The organism is Geodermatophilus sp. SYSU D01119, from assembly GCF_054049975.1.
This window is the reverse complement of the sequence record NZ_JBJGYL010000006.1, coordinates 115692-131298: the sequence shown is the minus strand read 5'-3', so window position 1 is coordinate 131298 and position 15607 is coordinate 115692. Positions and strand designations below refer to the sequence as shown.

Here is a 15607-nt window from a genome sequence, read left to right as displayed (position 1 = left end):
TCAGCTCCGCAGGTAGGCCAGCGTCGCCATCACCCGGCTGTTGCGGTCCTCGTCGGGCGCGAGGCCGAGCTTGGCGAAGATCCGCTGCGTGTGCTTCTCCACCGCGCCCGGCGTGACCACCAGCGCCCGGGCGATCGCGGTGTTCGAGTGGCCCTCCGCGATCAGGCCGAGCACCTCGCGCTCGCGCGGGGTCAGCCGGCGCACCGGGTCGTCGCCGCGGCGCCGGGCGAACAGCTGGGCCACCACCTGCGGGTCGAGCACCGTGCCGCCGGCGACCACCTCGGCGAGGGCGGCGAGCAGCTGGTCGAGGTCGGTGACCCGGTCCTTGAGCAGGTAGCCCGCGCCGCCGCGGCCGTCGGCGAGCAGCTCGTCGGCGTAGGCCACCTCGACGTACTGCGACAGCACCAGCACCGCCGTCCCGGGCACCGCCCGGCGCACCTCGACGGCGGCGCGCAGCCCCTCGTCGGTGTGCGTGGGCGGCATCCGCACGTCGACGACGGCCACGTCGGGCCGGTGCTCGCCCACGGCGCGCACCAGCGACGGGCCGTCGCCGACCGCGGCCACCACGGTGGTGCCCGCCTCCTCGAGCAGCCGGACCAGCCCCTCGCGGAGCAGGACCGAGTCCTCGGCGAGCACCACCCGCAGCGGCCGGCCCTCCGGGGTCAGGCCCACGGCAGCTCCGCGGTGGTCCGGGTGGGGCCGCCGCGCGGGCTGTCGACGGTCAGCACGCCGTCCACGGCGCGCAACCGGTCGGCGAGCCCGGCCAGGCCGTGCCCGGGCACGAGCTGGGCGCCGCCGACGCCGTCGTCCTCGACGACGACCCGCAGCGCGTCCCCCGCCCGCGCCACCTCGACCCGGCACGCGCCAGCGCCGCTGTGCTTGGCCACGTTGGCCAGCGCCTCGCTGACGACGAAGTAGGCGGTGTTCTCGGTGACCGGGGCGAGCCGGCCCTCGGGCAGGTCGACGGCGAGCTCCACCGGCACCGGTGAGCGGGCCGCCAGCGCCGCGAGCGCGGCGGCCAGGCCGCGGTCGGCGAGCACCGGCGGGGCGATGCCGCGGGAGAGCGCCCGCAGCTCCTCCAGCGCCTCGCGGGCGAGCACGCCGGCCTCGGCGAGCGTGGTGCGGGCGGCGGCCGGGTCGCGGTCGAGCTGCCGCTGCGCGCGGGAGAGGTCCATGCCCAGGCGCACGAGGTGCTGCTGCGGGCCGTCGTGGATGTCGCGCTCGAGCCGGCGCAGCGCCACCGCCTCCGCGGCCACGGCGGCGTCACGGCCGCGGGAGAGCCGGCCGATCTCGGCCTGCGTGGCGGCGCGGGAGGTGAGCAGCACCCGGCCGAGGGAGGCCTGCAGCACCGCGACGGCGCGGACGGCGAACGGCAGCACCAGCGCGCCGAGCAGGCCGATGAGCGTGTAGCCGGTGATCCGCAGCAGGCTGCCGCCCTCGAACCCGAGCAGCTCGAACAGGTCCTCGTTGTCCCCCTGCGGCAGCGCCCAGTCCCACAGGCCGTAGGTCAGCCCGCCGAGCGCCAGCGCCCAGAACGCGACGGTGACCGAGAACGCGAGGACCGCCAGCGGGAAGCGCAGCACCGCGTGCAGGACGTCGAGCCAGGACTGCGGGTCGCGCAGCGGCGTGAGCACCCTCCGCACCCGGCCGCCCTCGGGCCGCAGGTAGGCGGGGCGGGGGAGCGGGCGGCCGAGCACCGCGGGCAGCTGGGCCCGCTCGACCCCGGCCAGGCCGCGGGCGGCGAGCAGGGTGACGGCGAGGACGGCGACGCCGACCCAGATCACCAGCGTGCCGACGCCGAGGGCGATCCCGGTGACGGTGAGGACGAAGCCGGCGATCCCGAGCGGGAAGGACAGCAGGGCGTAGCCGGAGTCGACCAGCAGCTGGCGCACGCGCGGGGACCGGGCGTGCGACGGGGCGGTGTCGGCGGGCATCACGAGCGTGTCGGTGGTCATGTCCCGAGCCTGGCGACGCGGCGGCGCCCGGCCGATCCCGTCAGCCGGTCGATCCGCTGTCGGGCTGGCCCGACACCTCGCGCTGCAGCGTCCATGTCGGGCGCGATGCTCCCGGCACCCGGCCCGCGGTGTCCAGCGACCTCGTAGGGTCGTCGGGGCCGGGCGAGCCGCCGTCGTCGCGTCCCCCGCGACCGGGCGCCCGGCGGACGGAGGTGCCCGCGTGCGACACAGGGCCGCGCCCCTGGCCGTCAGCGCCCTGCTGCTGGCCGCCGGCTGCACCTCCTCCTCGTCCGGCGGCGACGGCGACGCCGGGAGCGCGTCCGTCACCGCGGCCGCGCCCGGCGAGCGGCTGACCGTCGTCGCCGACGCGGAGCCCGTCGCCGCCGCGGTGAGCACGAGCCGGGCGCTGTTCGAGGAGTCCGGCGTCGTCGTGGTCGCCCCCGACGGCGACGACGCCGCCACGCTGCTCGGCGCCTCAGCCGCCGTCGGCCTCGGCGTGCCGCTGCTGCTCGACCCGGAGGGCGAGGAGGGCGACGACGCCGTCGCCGGGGAGCTCGACCGGCTCGGCGCCACCACCGTGCTCGCCGTCGGCGCCGACACCGCGCCCGGCGACGCCGACGTCGTCTCCGTGCCGGCCACCGCCGACGCGGTCGCCGCGGCCACCGGCCTCGACCTCGCCGACGCCGACCCCGTGGCCGAGGGCGGCGAGGCCACCGCGGTCGCCGGGCTCGACCCGGACGCGCCCGCCGCGCTGCGCCCCGAGGACGGCGACGAGGCCGCCGAGGGGGAGGCCTCCGGGGAGCTCCCCGAGGTCGAGCGCGCCGAGCCGCTGGAGGGCACCGTCGTCCTCGCCGACGGCGACGCCGCGGCCCTGGCCGGCGTCGCCACCGCGCGGGCCGCCGGCGCCACCGTGCGGGTCACCGACGGGCAGACCGACCCGCGGGGCTCGGCCGACGTCGTCGACGCGGTGGCCGGCGCCGACACCGTCGTCGCGCTCGGCGCGGGCTTCGGCGCCGAGGACGGGCTGGACTGGAAGGTCGAGACCGCGGCCACCGGCGCCCAGCTGCCCGGTGGCGGCCAGGTGCTGTTCCCGCAGCACTTCCTCGTCGCCCTCTACGGCCACCCCGGCACCGGCGCGCTCGGCGTGCTGGGGGAGCAGGACGTGCCGGCCACCGTGCAGCGCGCCCGCGACACCGCCGCCCCCTACGAGGCGCTGGTGCCCGACGCCACCGTCGTCCCGGCCTTCGAGATCATCGCCACCGTCGCCTCGGAGTTCCCGACCGAGGGCAACGACTACTCCTACGAGGCGCCGGTCGAGGAGCTGCGGCCGCTGGTCGAGGCCGCCGGCGAGGCCGGGATCTACGTCGTCCTGGACCTGCAGCCCGGCCGCACCGACTTCGTCACGCAGGCCGAGATCTACCGGCCGCTGCTGGAGCTGCCGCACGTCGGGCTGGCGCTGGACCCCGAGTGGCGGCTGGGCCCGAACGAGGTCCACCTGACCCAGATCGGCTCGGTCGACGTCGAGGAGGTCAACCGCGTGGTCACGTGGCTGGCCGACCTCACCCGCGAGAACCGGCTGCCGCAGAAGCTGCTCGTGCTGCACCAGTTCCGGGTGGACATGATCCCCGGCCGCGAGCGGGTGGACCTCTCCCGCGACGAGCTCTCGGTGATGGTGCACGCCGACGGGCAGGGGCCCCAGCCCAGCAAGCAGGACACCTGGCGGGTGCTGCACGGCATCGGTCCCGAGGGGCTGACCTGGGGCTGGAAGAACTTCTACGACGAGGACGCCCCGATGCTCACGCCCGAGGAGACGATCGCGCAGGTCTCCCCGCGCCCGGAGCTGGTCACCTACCAGTAGCCCGCCGGGGACTCCCGTTCGGTCGGTGCCCCGTGGTGGACTGACGCCCGCCGACGGGGATGTCGACGAGGAGGGGTGGTCTGCGGTGACCAGCGTGCTGCGCGGGGTGTCCGACGAGCTCGACCCACGGTTGCTCGAGCACCGGCGCGAGCTGACCGGCTACTGCTACCGGATGCTCGGGTCGAGCTTCGACGCCGACGACGCGGTGCAGGAGACGATGGTCCGCGCCTGGAAGAGCCTGGGCGACTTCGAGGGCCGCTCGTCGCTGCGCTCGTGGCTGTACCGGATCGCCACGAACGTCTGCCTCGACCAGCTCTCCGGCCGCCAGCGCCGGGCGCTGCCGATGGACCTCTCGGGCCAGTCGTGGTCACCGGTGGAGGCGTCGCTGGCCGCCAAGCGGCCGGCCGAGGCGTGGGTGGAGCCGGTGCTCGACCGGCAGGTCCTGCCCGAGGACGGCGACCCGGCCGAGCGGGCGGTGGCCCGCGAGTCGGTGCGGCTGGCGTTCGTCGCGGCGCTGCAGCACCTGCCGCCGCGCCAGCGCGTGGTGCTGCTGCTGCGCGACGTGCTGCGCTGGCGCGCCGACGAGGTGGCCGAGCTGCTCGACACCACGGTGGCCTCGGTGAACAGCGCGCTGCAGCGGGCCCGCGCCACGCTCGCGGCGGTGGGCGGCGACCCCGAGGAGCGCCCGCTCGACGCCGACCACCGCGAGCTGCTCACCCGCTACCTCGACGCGTTCGAGCGCTACGACATCGACGCGTTCGTCAAGCTGCTGCACGAGGACGCCACGCAGCACATGCCGCCGTTCGAGATGTGGCTGGGCAGCGCCGCCGACATCGGCACCTGGATGCTCGGACCGGGCAGCGGCTGCCGGAACTCCCGGCTCATGCTCACCGAGGCCAACGGCTCGCCGGCGGTCGCGCAGTGGCGGCCCACCGACGACGGCGGCCACGTGCCCTGGGCGCTGCACGTGCTGGAGATCGAGGACGGCCGGATCCGGCACATCACGAGCTTCCTCGACCTCGACAACGACCTCTTCGCCCGGCTCGGGCTGCCCCTCGAGGCCCCGGAGCGCGTCGCCGTCCCCTGACGTCGGCCGCCTCCCGGAACCGCCGCTCCGCCCGCCCGGGTGGGGCGGCGGTCCCGTGTCCGGGGTACTTGCGCTGTATACCCCCCGGGGGTACAACGGTGGGTGTCGACCGGAGGAGGGGACATGCACACCGACCACGTCCACGACACCCACGCCCACGAGGCACACGCTCACGAGGTACACACCCACGGCGGCCCCACGACGGCGGGGCGCGCGGCGCCAGGGCACGGGCACGGCCCGGTCAGCTGGGCCATGGCCGCGCAGGCCACGCTGCACTGCCTCGTCGGCTGCGCGATCGGCGAGGTCCTCGGCATGGTGATCGGCACGGCGCTCGGCTGGTCCGCCGGTGCCACGGTCGCGCTGGCCGTCGGCCTCGCGTTCGTCTTCGGCTACGCGTTCACCATGCGCGGCGTGCTGCGCGCCGGGCTGCCGTTCCGCCGTGCGCTGCGGGTGGCGCTGGCCGCCGACACCGTCTCGATCGCGGTCATGGAGCTCGTCGACAACGGCGTCATGCTCGGCGTCCCGGGCGCCATGGAGGCGGGCCTGGACTCCGCGTTCTTCTGGGGCGCCCTCGCCGTCGCCCTCGCGGTCGCGTTCGTCGTCACGACGCCGGTCAACCGCTGGCTGATGGGCCGCGGGCGCGGGCACGCCGTCGTCCACGCCCTGCACTGAGCCGGCCGCCGGCCCGCTCGGGCCTCACTCGTCGGGCAGCACCTTGCCGGGGTTGAGGATCCCGAGCGGGTCGAGCGCCGCCTTGACCGCGCGCTGCATCGCCACCACGGCGGGGGACTGCTCGAGCGCCAGGCCCGAGCGCTTGAGCAGGCCCACGCCGTGCTCGCCGGTCACCGTGCCGCCGAGCTCGACGGCGTCGCGCATGATCTCGGCGAACGCCACCTGGGCGCGCTCGCGGGCGGCGTCGTCGCCGGGCGGCGTGATGATCAGCGGGTGCAGGTTGCCGTCGCCGGCGTGCGCGATGTTGGCGATGAGGACGTCGTTGCGGCGGGCCGCGGCCTCCACCCGGCCGAGCATCTCCGGTACCGCCGCCTTGGGCACGCAGACGTCCTCGGTGAGCACCGGGCCCAGCCGCTCGACGGCCGGGTAGGCCAGCCGGCGGGCGGAGAACAGCGCCTCGGCCTCGGCGGGGTCGGTGGAGGCGGCGGCCCAGGTCGCACCGGCGTCGGTGAAGCAGCGCAGCATGCCGTCGGCCTCGGCGTCCCCGGCCGGGCCGGGGGCATCGGAGCGGCCGAGCAGGACGACGTCGGCGTCCACCGACAGGCCCATGTTCTTCCAGGCGTCGACCGCGGCCAGGCAGTGCCGGTCGACGAGCTCGAGCGCCGAGGGCACGATGCCGGCCGCGCCGACCGCCTCCACCGCGCGGCCGGCGTCGACCACGGAGGCGAAGTAGCCCACCACGGTGCGCTCGGCCGGGCGGGCCGCACGCAGCCGCACGGTCACCTCGGTGACGATCCCGAGGGTGCCCTCCGAGCCGACCACCAGCCCCGCCAGGTCGTAGCCGACGACGCCCTTCGCCGTCCGCCGGCCCAGCCGCACCAGCTCGCCGGTGCCGGTGACCACCTCGAGCTCGAGGACGTAGTCGCGGGTGACGCCGTACTTCACGCAGCACAGGCCGCCCGCGTTGGTGGCCACGTTGCCGCCGATGGTCGACCAGGGCGCGCTCGCCGGGTCCGGCGGGTACCAGAGGCCCTGCGCCGCGCAGGCCGCGCGCAGGTCGTCGTTGACCACGCCGGGTTGGACCACGGCGTAGCGCTCGACCGGGTCGATGGCCCGGATCTCCCGCATGGCCTCGGTGGTGACGACCACGCAGCCGTCGACCGCGTTGGCCCCGCCGGACAGGCCGGTGCCGGCGCCGCGGGTCACGACCGGCGTCCGGTGCTCGACGCAGGCGCGCACCACGGCCTGCACCTCGGCCGACGTCCGCGGCCGGACGACGGCGACCGGGCGGCCGTGCGGCGCCCACTCGGCCTCGTCGTGCACGTAGGAGGCGACGACGTCGTCGTCGACCAGCAGCCGGTCGGCGGGGAGGGCGGCGCGGAGGGCCTCGACGACCCCGGTGCTGAGGGTGGTCACGGGGACAGTCAACCCCTCGGTCGAGGATGGGCCGGTGAAGGTCTACCTCTCCTCCGACATGGAGGGCACCGCCGGAGTCGTCGACTGGGAGCAGTGCCGCGGCCCGGGTGGCGAGTACGAGCACTACCGGCGGCTGCTGCAGGACGAGGTCAACGCGGCGATCGCCGGTGCCCTGGACGCCGGGGCCACGCAGTTCCTCGTCAACGACTCGCACTCCACGATGCAGAACCTGCGGCCCGGCGAGCTGCTCGGGCGGGCGCGCTACCTGTCGGGCCGGCACAAGCCGATGTACATGATGGAGGGCCTCGACGCGTCCTTCGACGCCGTCTTCCTGGTCAGCTACCACGGCTCGATGGCCGCGGAGCCCTCCACGCTGTCGCACACCTACAACCCGCGGGCGATCGCCCGGGTGACGCTGAACGGCGTCGAGGTGGGGGAGTCGGGGATCAACGCGCTGGTGGCGCTCGGCCACGGCGTGCCGGTGGTGCTGGTGACCGGCGACGACACGACGGCCGCCGAGGCGGGGGCGATCTGCCCGGGCGTGACCGCCGTCGTGGTGAAGCGGTCGGTGAGCCGGTTCGCCGCCGACAGCCTGCACCCGGAGGAGGCCTGCCGGCTGATCCGCGAGGGGGCGGCCGCGGCGCTGCGCGGGCTCGGCGCCGCGCGGCTGCCGGCGATCGAGCTGCCCGCCACGCTCGAGGTCACCTTCCGCAACGCGGACCTCGCGGAGATGGCGACGCGGATCGTCGGGGTGCGGCGGGCCGGCACGCTCGCGGTGACGATCACCGGCGCGGACCCGGTGGAGCTCTACCGGACCTTCGTCACCGTCGTGCTGCTCACCCGCGGGATCGCGGAGTAGGAGGAGCCGAGCGCAGGCCCCGCTGGGTGCGGTAGGTGGCCTTCGCCGCCCGTCGGGCCGCCTTCCAGTTGCCGATCTCGTACCCCACGTACCCGCCGACGGCCGCACCCACCGCCAGCGCCGTGACCACCAGGTCCATGACTGCTCCGCCCCCGAGGATCGAGTCACGCCGAGGACGGCGACTGTGGGGCACGGGGGGCGCGCCGGGGGGTGCCGCGCCGGGCGGGCCGCGGCGCGGCCGCGTGCCGGGACGGACCGTCAGCGGTCGTGTCGGATGCGGAGCGGGTGACGAGAATCGAACTCGCGTAGCCAGTTTGGAAGACTGGGGCTCTACCATTGAGCTACACCCGCGAGGTGCCCGTCCAGCGTAGCGGCACCCTCGATAGCGTCCGCCACGTGACGCAGACCACGGAGCTCGACGCCACCGCGCAGGCCGACCTCGTCCGCCGCGGGGAGGCGTCCCCGGCCGAGCTCGTCGACGCCGCCATCGCCCGGATCGAGGCGCTGGACGGTGGCCTCGGCGCCGTCCTCCGGGGCCGCTTCGACGCGGCCCGCGCCGAGGCCGCGGGTGACCTCCCCGACGGCCCGTTCCGCGGCGTGCCGCTGCTGCTCAAGGACATGGGCGCCCACATGGCGGGGGAGGAGACCGCCTACGGGCTGGCGCCCCTGCAGCAGGCCGGGATCCGCTGGCGGCGCGAGAGCCACCTCGCCGCCGCCTTCCGCGCCGCCGGGTTCGTCGTCCTCGGCCGCACCAACGTCCCCGAGCTCGGTACCACCGTCACCACCGAGCCCGCCGCCAACGCGCCGGCCCGGAACCCGTGGGACCCGTCCCGCTCCACCGGCGGGTCCAGCGGCGGCTCGGCCGCGGCGGTGGCCGCCGGGATGGTGCCGGTCGCGCACGCCAGCGACGGCGGCGGCTCCATCCGCATCCCGGCGAGCGAGTGCGGCCTGGTCGGCCTCAAGCCCACCCGCGCCCGCGTGAGCCAGGGCCCCGACGTCGGCGAGGGCTGGGCCGGCGCCACCGTCGACGGCGTCGTCACGCGCACCGTCCGCGACACCGCCGCCGTCCTCGACCTGATCGGCCGCCCGATGCCCGGTGACCCCTACGCCGCCCCGCCGCTGCCGCGCCTCCTGCTCGAGGAGCTCGGCGCCCCGGTCGCCGGGCTGCGCGCGGGCCTCTGCCCCTCCCCGCCCGACGACCGGTGGCTCGACGACCCGGCCTGCCGCGAGGCCGTCGCCGTCGCCGGGCGGCTGCTCGAGGGCCTCGGCGTCGCCGTCGAGGAGGCGCACCCCGCCGCCTTCTTCGACGACGACTTCTCCCGGCACTTCAACACCACCGTCGCCGCCGACACCGCCCGCACCCTCACCGACCTCGAGCGCGTGGTCGGCCGTCCGATCCCCGACGACGAGATCGAGCCGCGCAACGCCCGCTACCGCGTCACCGGCGGCCGGCTGACCGCCCCCGACTACCTCGCCGCCCGCGCCTGGCTCGGCTCCTGGTCCCGCCGGATGGCCGCCTTCTGGACGCCGGCCCCCGACGGCGGCCAGGGCTTCGACCTGCTGGTCACCCCGACCGTGGGCGCCCCGCCTCCGGAGCTCGGCTGGTTCACCGCGGCCGGCCCGCGCGAGGAGGGCCGCCGCGTCTCCTCCTTCATCCCCTGGACGGCGCAGCTCAACGTCACCGGCCAGCCCGCCGTCAGCCTGCCGCTGCACACCACCGACGGCGGCCTGCCCGTCGGCGTCCAGGTGGTCGCGGCGGCCGGGCGGGAGGACCTGCTGGTCCGCGTGGCAGCCGCGCTGGAGGAGGCCGCGCCGTGGGCGGGACGGCGCCCGGTGCTGCCCGCCTAGACTCGACGGCGCCACGGGGTGTGGCGCAGCTTGGTAGCGCACCCGCTTTGGGAGCGGGGGGCCGTGGGTTCGAATCCCGCCACCCCGACCCCGCCCCCGGCGTCTCTAGACTCGGGGGTCGACCCGGCGCCGTCCCCGGCGTCCCCTTCCGTCGTACCGAGGAGCACTGCCGCTGTGAAGAGCACCATCGAGGAACTGGGCCCCACGCGGGTCCGGATGGCGATCGAGGTGCCGTGGGGGGACCTGGACCACGCCTTCGGTGAGGTCTACAAGGAGCTCAAGAAGCAGGTCCGCGTCCCCGGCTTCCGCCCCGGCAAGGTGCCCGAGCGCGTGCTCGACCAGCGCGTCGGCCGCCCCGTGGTCCTCGAGCAGGTCGTGCAGCACGCGATCCCCGAGGTCTACTCCGAGGTCGTCCGCGAGAACCAGGTCCGCGTGCTGGGCCAGCCCGACATCGAGGTGACCCGCCTCGACGACAACGACACCCTCGCCTTCACCGCCGAGGTCGACGTCGCGCCGAAGATCGAGCTGCCCTCGCTGGAGGACCTGTCGGTCACCGTCGACGACGTCGAGGTCACCGACGAGGAGATCGACGAGCAGATCGCGGTCATGCGCGAGCGCTTCGCGATGCTCACCGCCGTCGAGCGGGCCGCCCAGGACGGCGACCACGTCTCCCTCGACCTCGAGGCGCGCGTCGACGGCGAGGTCCTCGAGGACGGCACCACCAGCGGCATGTCCTACGAGGTCGGCTCCGGCTCGCTCATGGAGGGCCTCGACGACGCCGTCCGCGGGCTGTCGGCCGACGAGTCGGCGACCTTCCAGACCGACCTGCACCAGGGCGCCTACGCCGGCCGGCAGGCCGACGTCACCGTCACCGTCCGCTCGGTGAAGGCCAAGGACCTGCCCGAGCTCGACGACGAGTTCGCCTCCACCGCGAGCGAGTTCGACACCCTCGCCGAGCTGCGCGACGACGTCCGCACCCGGCTGGGCCGTGCCAAGACCATGCAGCAGGGCGCGCAGGCCCGCGACAAGCTGGTCGAGCACCTGCTCGAGGCCACCGAGGTGCCGGTGCCCGAGGGCCTGGTCGCCCGCGAGGTCGAGTGGCGCAACCAGTCGCTGTCGCAGGAGCTGCAGCGCGCCGGCATGACCTGGGAGACCTTCCTGCAGGCCGGCGGCGTCGAGAGCCGTGAGGCCTACGACGCCGACCTCGCCAAGCAGGTCGAGGAGGCCGTCCGCACCCAGTTCATCCTGGACGCGGTCGCCGACGCCCGGGAGATCACCGTCGACAACGACGACCTCTCCGCGCAGATCATGGCCCAGGCCTCCCGCCAGCGCGTGAGCCCGGAGCAGTACGCCCAGCAGCTGCAGCAGGGCGGCAACATCGCCGAGTTCGTCGCCGACGTGCGCCGCACCAAGGCGCTGGCCCAGCTGCTCGAGCAGACGACGATCACCGACGCCTCCGGCAACACCGTCGACCTCGACGCGCTGCGCCCGCAGACCGTCCGGGCCGGCGCGGAGTCCGAGGACTCCGCCGAGGAAGCTGCCGAGGACTCTGCCGACGCCGCCGGCGACGAGGCGCCCGACGCCGAGGTCGCCGACGCGGCCGCCGTCGAGGCGACCGAGGGTGCCACCGAGGACACCGAGGACGTCACCAAGAGCTGACGCGCCGCACCGTCCGACGACGCCGTCCTGCCCCGCACGCGCGGGGGAGGGCGGCGTCGTCGCGTCCGGGGCCGGGCACCGCTGCGCCGACGGCGAACAGGCCCCCGCGCCGGGACTCCGGGCCCGGGGGTGCGCGTTAGGGTCGACGTGACTCGGGGTGGAGGCCGGGGGTACGGCCCGCCAGGGCCGCCGGCCCCGCTCCCGCCCACCGAGACCGACTCGAACCACCGCCAACGGAGGTCACCACACCCGTGAGCACCGACCCGAACCCGACGTACTCCCCGCTCCTGCGGGGCGGCGCCGGTGGGATGAACCTCAACGACTCGGTCTACGAGCGCCTGCTGCGCGAGCGCATCATCTTCCTGGGCACCCAGGTCGACGACGTGATCGCCAACCAGCTGGCCGCGCAGATGCTGCTGCTCTCGGCCGAGGACCCGAAGAGCGACATCCACCTCTACATCAACTCGCCCGGCGGCTCCGTCAGCGCGGGCATGGCCATCTACGACACGATGCAGTTCATCGACTGCGACGTCGCCACCTACGGCATGGGCCTGGCCGCCTCGATGGGCCAGTTCCTGCTCACCGCGGGCACCAAGGGCAAGCGCTACGCCCTGCCGCACGCGCGGATCATGATGCACCAGCCCTCCGCCGGCGTCGGCGGCACCGCGGCCGACATCGCCATCCAGGCCGACCTGTTCCGCCGCACGAAGCGCGAGCTCAACGAGCTGCAGGCCCAGCACACCGGCCAGTCGGTCGAGCAGATCGAGCGCGACTCCGACCGCGACCGCTGGTTCACCGCGCAGGAGGCGCTCGAGTACGGCTTCGTCGACCACGTCGTCAGCCGCGCCACCATGACCGACAGCGCCAACCCGGTCACCGACAACTGAGTCCGGAGGGATCCCGATGAGCAACCCCCAGATGCCCTCCAGCCGTTACGTGCTGCCCTCCTTCGTGGAGCGGACCAGCTACGGCATGAAGGAGTCCAACCCGTACAACAAGCTCTTCGAGGAGCGCATCATCTTCCTCGGGGTGCAGATCGACGACGCGTCGGCCAACGACGTCATGGCCCAGCTGATCACGCTGGAGTCGGCCGACCCGGACCGCGACATCACCATCTACATCAACTCGCCCGGTGGCTCCTTCACGTCGCTGATGGCCATCTACGACACGATGATGTTCGTCCGGCCCGACATCCAGACCGTGTGCATGGGCCAGGCCGCCTCGGCCGCCGCCGTCCTGCTCGCCGCCGGCACCCCCGGCAAGCGGCTGGCGCTGCCGTACTCCCGCGTGCTGATCCACCAGCCCTCCGGTGAGGCCGGCGGCCAGGTCTCCGACCTGGAGATCCACGCCGCCGAGATCGAGCGGGTGCGCACGCAGATGGAGGAGATCCTCGCCCGGCACACCGGCCGCACCGCCGAGCAGGTCCGCGCCGACATCGACCGCGACAAGATCCTGACGGCCAACGAGGCCAAGGAGTACGGCCTCGTCGACCAGGTCGTGCAGAGCCGGAAGCTCAACGCGTTCGCCACGGCGTGAGCCGGTCGTCCCCCGGACGGGGCGGGAAGAGTTCGCGCGTGTCGCGTCCGCAACCCGTACCGTTCGGGGGGCAGTGCCGGGAGTGACGAGCGAGTCGAGCACCCCCGGCGCACCGGGGCGTCGGAGCCCCGCGGCGTCGGCGGTGACGGGTACCGTCGGCGAGCGCCCGATCCCCGGCCGGCAACGCCGGGAGGACCGTCCTCGCGGCACCCGCCACCAGCGGGACCGAGCACGGGCACATCAGTGACACATCATCTGCAGGTCCGCTTCCCCAGGGCCTGCATCCCCCCCGAGGTGGAGGTCAGCAGGTGGCACGAATCGGTGAGAGCGGTGACCTGCTCAAGTGCTCGTTCTGCGGGAAGAGCCAGAAGCAGGTCAAGAAGCTCATCGCTGGCCCCGGCGTCTACATCTGCGACGAGTGCATCGACCTCTGCAACGAGATCATCGAGGAGGAGCTCTCGGAGTCGTCGGACCTCAAGTTCGACGAGCTGCCGAAGCCCCGCGAGATCCACGACTTCCTCGAGCAGTACGTCATCGGCCAGGAGAAGGCCAAGCGCACGCTCGCCGTCGCCGTCTACAACCACTACAAGCGGGTCCAGGCCGGCGGCGAGCGGTCCAGCCGTGACGACTCCGTCGAGCTGGCGAAGTCCAACATCCTGCTGATGGGCCCCACGGGCTGCGGCAAGACGCACCTGGCCCAGACGCTGGCCCGGATGCTCAACGTCCCGTTCGCGATCGCCGACGCCACGGCGCTGACCGAGGCCGGCTACGTCGGCGAGGACGTCGAGAACATCCTCCTCAAGCTGATCCAGGCCGCCGACTACGACGTCAAGCGCGCCGAGACCGGGATCATCTACATCGACGAGGTCGACAAGATCGCCCGCAAGAGCGAGAACCCGTCGATCACCCGCGACGTGTCCGGTGAGGGCGTGCAGCAGGCGCTGCTGAAGATCCTCGAGGGGACGACGGCGTCGGTGCCGCCGCAGGGTGGCCGCAAGCACCCGCACCAGGAGTTCATCCAGATCGACACGACGAACGTGCTGTTCATCGTGGGCGGTGCCTTCGCTGGCCTGGAGAAGGTCATCGAGCAGCGGGTGGGCAAGCAGGGCATCGGCTTCGGCGCGGAGATCCGCGGCAAGAAGGAGATCGAGGCCTCCAGCGCGTTCGCCGAGGTCATGCCCGAGGACCTGCTGAAGTTCGGGATGATCCCCGAGTTCATCGGCCGGCTCCCGGTGATCACCAGCGTGCAGGCGCTGGACCGCGACGCGCTGATCCAGATCCTCACCGAGCCGAAGAACGCCCTGGTGCGCCAGTACCGGCGGCTGTTCGAGCTCGACGGCGTGGAGCTGGAGTTCACCGACGACGCGCTCGAGGCGATCGCCGACCAGGCGATCCTCCGTGGCACCGGCGCCCGCGGGCTCCGGGCGATCATGGAGGAGGTGCTGCAGTCGGTGATGTACGAGGTGCCCAGCCGCGAGGACGTCGCCTCCGTGGTGATCTCCAAGGAGGTCGTGCTGGAGCACGTCAACCCGACGATCGTGCCGCGCAAGCCCTCCCGCGAGCGTCGCGAGAAGAGCGCCTGACCAAGCGCTGACAGTCCGGCCGACGGCCCGCCCCCGACGAAGGGGGCGGGCCGTCGCCGTTCCCAGGGCCGTGGAACTGCTGCGCCGCGCGGTGATGTGCAGTCGTGGCGCACTCCCGCCGAAGGATGCGCCACGGGCGCACATCACCGGAGCGCCTGGGGCTCCCTCGCCCGGCAGACGCGCAGGATCCCCCGGCGGCAGACATCCGGCTCGGTCGTCAGCCGCAGGTGGCTGAAGCGGAGCACGACCCAGCCGAGGGCGGCCAGTTCGACGTCGCGGCGGGTGTCCCGCTCGCGGTCCTCGGCACTGCCGTGGAAGGCGGCGCCGTCGAGTTCGACGGCGATCTTCAGCTCCGGGACGGCGGCGTCCAGGTACACCGTCCGGCCCGACCCGAGCGTGACGCGGTGCTGCTGCACGAAGCGCGGCATCCCCGCTCCGGTCAGGACGTGCCGGACGCCCCAGATCTCCAGCTCGCTCCGGCACCCCTGGTCGATGAGTCCCAGCAGCTCCTCCAGGGCGCGGCGGCCGGGGAGCGCGGGCCGCCGGGCCGCCTCCTCCCGCAGCTGCGCTGTCCGTACCCGGCGGTCCCGGAGCGTCGCGATCACCGCGCCGCGCAGCCGGTCGACCTCCCGACGCGTGCCGTGCAGCCCGGACGCCCAGCCCCAGCCGTCGGCCAGTGACCGGGGGAGCGGCGTGACGGGAAAGGGGCCGAGCCGGTCGGACTCGAGGTCGTGCACGCGGTGGACCACGAGGCCGCCGCTCCGCAGGGCGCGCCGGCCGGGCCGGACGGACACGTGCACCGGGCCACCGTCGTCCGGGAGCACCCTCCAGACGGTCAGCGCCGTCCCGTGGCTGAGCGTTCCGCCGGTGGCGAGCGCGCCCGCCAGTGCCCGGGTGCGCCAGTCGTTCCAGGAGTCCGGCACCGCGACGACGCCCCGGTGCGGACGGAGCAGCCGACCGTCGGCGACGTGCCGGGACAGGGTGTGGCGGTCGACCCGGCCGGCCAGGTCGGCGGTGCGGCCGACGCCGAACGGGCCGAGGAGCGGGCGCAGGTCTCGGGTCATCCGGTCACGGTGGCCGACCACCGGTAGGGGCTCGGGCGCCGTCCGCCGGTCTGTGGAGGGTCCGGCGGAC

14 protein-coding genes and 2 tRNA genes are annotated in these 15607 nt (G+C 74.6%); 10 read left to right on the top strand and 6 right to left on the bottom strand.

Going from position 1 to position 15607, the window contains the following annotated elements; all coding sequences use genetic code 11:
- Positions 1-672 carry a response regulator gene (locus ACI79X_RS06555; RefSeq protein WP_457024612.1) on the bottom strand — a complete coding sequence of 224 codons (672 nt, stop codon included), beginning with the start codon at positions 670-672 and terminating at the stop codon, positions 1-3.
- Positions 663-1955, bottom strand: a complete 1293-nt coding sequence (locus ACI79X_RS06550; protein WP_457024611.1) for a sensor histidine kinase — start codon at positions 1953-1955, stop codon at positions 663-665. Before ACI79X_RS06550 ends, ACI79X_RS06555 begins: the two co-directional genes overlap by 10 nt.
- Before the next feature lie 220 nt (positions 1956-2175).
- Between ACI79X_RS06550 and ACI79X_RS06545 the strand changes: the two genes are divergently transcribed.
- The 3 genes from ACI79X_RS06545 (at position 2176) to ACI79X_RS06535 (ending at position 5572) form a co-directional block, all read left to right on the top strand.
- Positions 2176-3813, top strand: coding sequence for a hypothetical protein (locus ACI79X_RS06545; RefSeq protein WP_457024610.1), 1638 nt, complete (start codon positions 2176-2178; stop codon positions 3811-3813).
- A gap of 85 nt (positions 3814-3898) precedes the next feature.
- Positions 3899-4900 (top strand): sigma-70 family RNA polymerase sigma factor, encoded by a 1002-nt coding sequence (locus ACI79X_RS06540; protein ID WP_457024609.1) that lies wholly within the window; start codon positions 3899-3901, stop codon positions 4898-4900.
- Between the two features lie 123 nt (positions 4901-5023).
- Positions 5024-5572, top strand: coding sequence for a DUF4396 domain-containing protein (locus tag ACI79X_RS06535; RefSeq protein ID WP_457024608.1), 549 nt, complete (start codon positions 5024-5026; stop codon positions 5570-5572).
- A 24-nt stretch (positions 5573-5596) separates the two neighbouring features.
- Here ACI79X_RS06535 and ACI79X_RS06530 read toward each other — a convergent pair whose 3' ends face one another.
- Positions 5597-6988, bottom strand: coding sequence for an FAD-binding oxidoreductase (locus ACI79X_RS06530; RefSeq protein WP_457024607.1), 1392 nt, complete (start codon positions 6986-6988; stop codon positions 5597-5599).
- 34 nt (positions 6989-7022) lie between these two features.
- On the opposite strand from ACI79X_RS06530, the gene ACI79X_RS06525 reads away from it, so the two are divergent.
- On the top strand, positions 7023-7847 hold the full coding sequence (locus ACI79X_RS06525) for a M55 family metallopeptidase (protein WP_457024606.1): 825 nt from the start codon (positions 7023-7025) through the stop codon (positions 7845-7847).
- On the opposite strand, the gene ACI79X_RS06520 is transcribed toward ACI79X_RS06525, so the two are convergent.
- Both ACI79X_RS06520 and ACI79X_RS06515 read right to left on the bottom strand, forming a co-directional pair.
- Positions 7825-7986, bottom strand: coding sequence for a hypothetical protein (locus tag ACI79X_RS06520; RefSeq protein ID WP_457024605.1), 162 nt, complete (start codon positions 7984-7986; stop codon positions 7825-7827). The genes ACI79X_RS06525 and ACI79X_RS06520 overlap by 23 nt on opposite strands.
- 141 nt (positions 7987-8127) lie before the next feature.
- Positions 8128-8198: transfer RNA gene (locus ACI79X_RS06515), tRNA-Gly, on the bottom strand.
- A gap of 45 nt (positions 8199-8243) precedes the next feature.
- Between ACI79X_RS06515 and ACI79X_RS06510 the strand changes: the two genes are divergently transcribed.
- The 6 genes from ACI79X_RS06510 (at position 8244) to clpX (ending at position 14473) form a co-directional block, all read left to right on the top strand.
- Positions 8244-9695: an amidase gene (locus ACI79X_RS06510; protein WP_457024604.1), complete on the top strand. Its 1452-nt coding sequence runs from the start codon at positions 8244-8246 to the stop codon at positions 9693-9695.
- Between the two features lie 14 nt (positions 9696-9709).
- Positions 9710-9783, top strand: a tRNA-Pro gene (locus ACI79X_RS06505).
- An 86-nt stretch (positions 9784-9869) separates the two neighbouring features.
- Positions 9870-11354: a trigger factor gene (gene tig, locus ACI79X_RS06500; protein ID WP_457024603.1), complete on the top strand. Its 1485-nt coding sequence runs from the start codon at positions 9870-9872 to the stop codon at positions 11352-11354.
- Between the two features lie 251 nt (positions 11355-11605).
- The gene (locus ACI79X_RS06495) at positions 11606-12241 is read left to right on the top strand and encodes an ATP-dependent Clp protease proteolytic subunit (RefSeq protein ID WP_457024602.1); all 636 of its coding nucleotides are present in this window, start codon (positions 11606-11608) and stop codon (positions 12239-12241) included.
- 16 nt (positions 12242-12257) lie between these two features.
- Positions 12258-12890 carry an ATP-dependent Clp protease proteolytic subunit gene (locus ACI79X_RS06490; RefSeq protein ID WP_457024601.1) on the top strand — a complete coding sequence of 211 codons (633 nt, stop codon included), beginning with the start codon at positions 12258-12260 and terminating at the stop codon, positions 12888-12890.
- A gap of 308 nt (positions 12891-13198) precedes the next feature.
- The gene (clpX, locus tag ACI79X_RS06485) at positions 13199-14473 is read left to right on the top strand and encodes an ATP-dependent Clp protease ATP-binding subunit ClpX (RefSeq protein WP_073419135.1); all 1275 of its coding nucleotides are present in this window, start codon (positions 13199-13201) and stop codon (positions 14471-14473) included.
- Positions 14474-14616: 143 nt separating this feature from the next.
- Here the strand turns inward: clpX and ACI79X_RS06480 are convergent, their stop codons facing one another.
- The gene (locus ACI79X_RS06480; RefSeq protein ID WP_457024600.1) at positions 14617-15537 is read right to left on the bottom strand and encodes a DUF559 domain-containing protein; all 921 of its coding nucleotides are present in this window, start codon (positions 15535-15537) and stop codon (positions 14617-14619) included.
- Between the last annotated feature and the right edge of the window lie 70 nt (positions 15538-15607).

Bases quoted from the DNA above. Each gene is read 5' to 3' on its own strand.
- ACI79X_RS06550 (WP_457024611.1), bottom strand. From the start codon at position 1,955: ATGACCACCGACACGCTCGTGATGCCCGCCGACACCGCCCCGTCGCAC.
- ACI79X_RS06535 (WP_457024608.1), top strand. From the start codon at position 5,024: ATGCACACCGACCACGTCCACGACACCCACGCCCACGAGGCACACGCT.
- ACI79X_RS06520 (WP_457024605.1), bottom strand. From the start codon at position 7,986: ATGGACCTGGTGGTCACGGCGCTGGCGGTGGGTGCGGCCGTCGGCGGG.
- ACI79X_RS06490 (WP_457024601.1), top strand. From the start codon at position 12,258: ATGAGCAACCCCCAGATGCCCTCCAGCCGTTACGTGCTGCCCTCCTTC.
- ACI79X_RS06480 (WP_457024600.1), bottom strand. From the start codon at position 15,537: ATGACCCGAGACCTGCGCCCGCTCCTCGGCCCGTTCGGCGTCGGCCGC.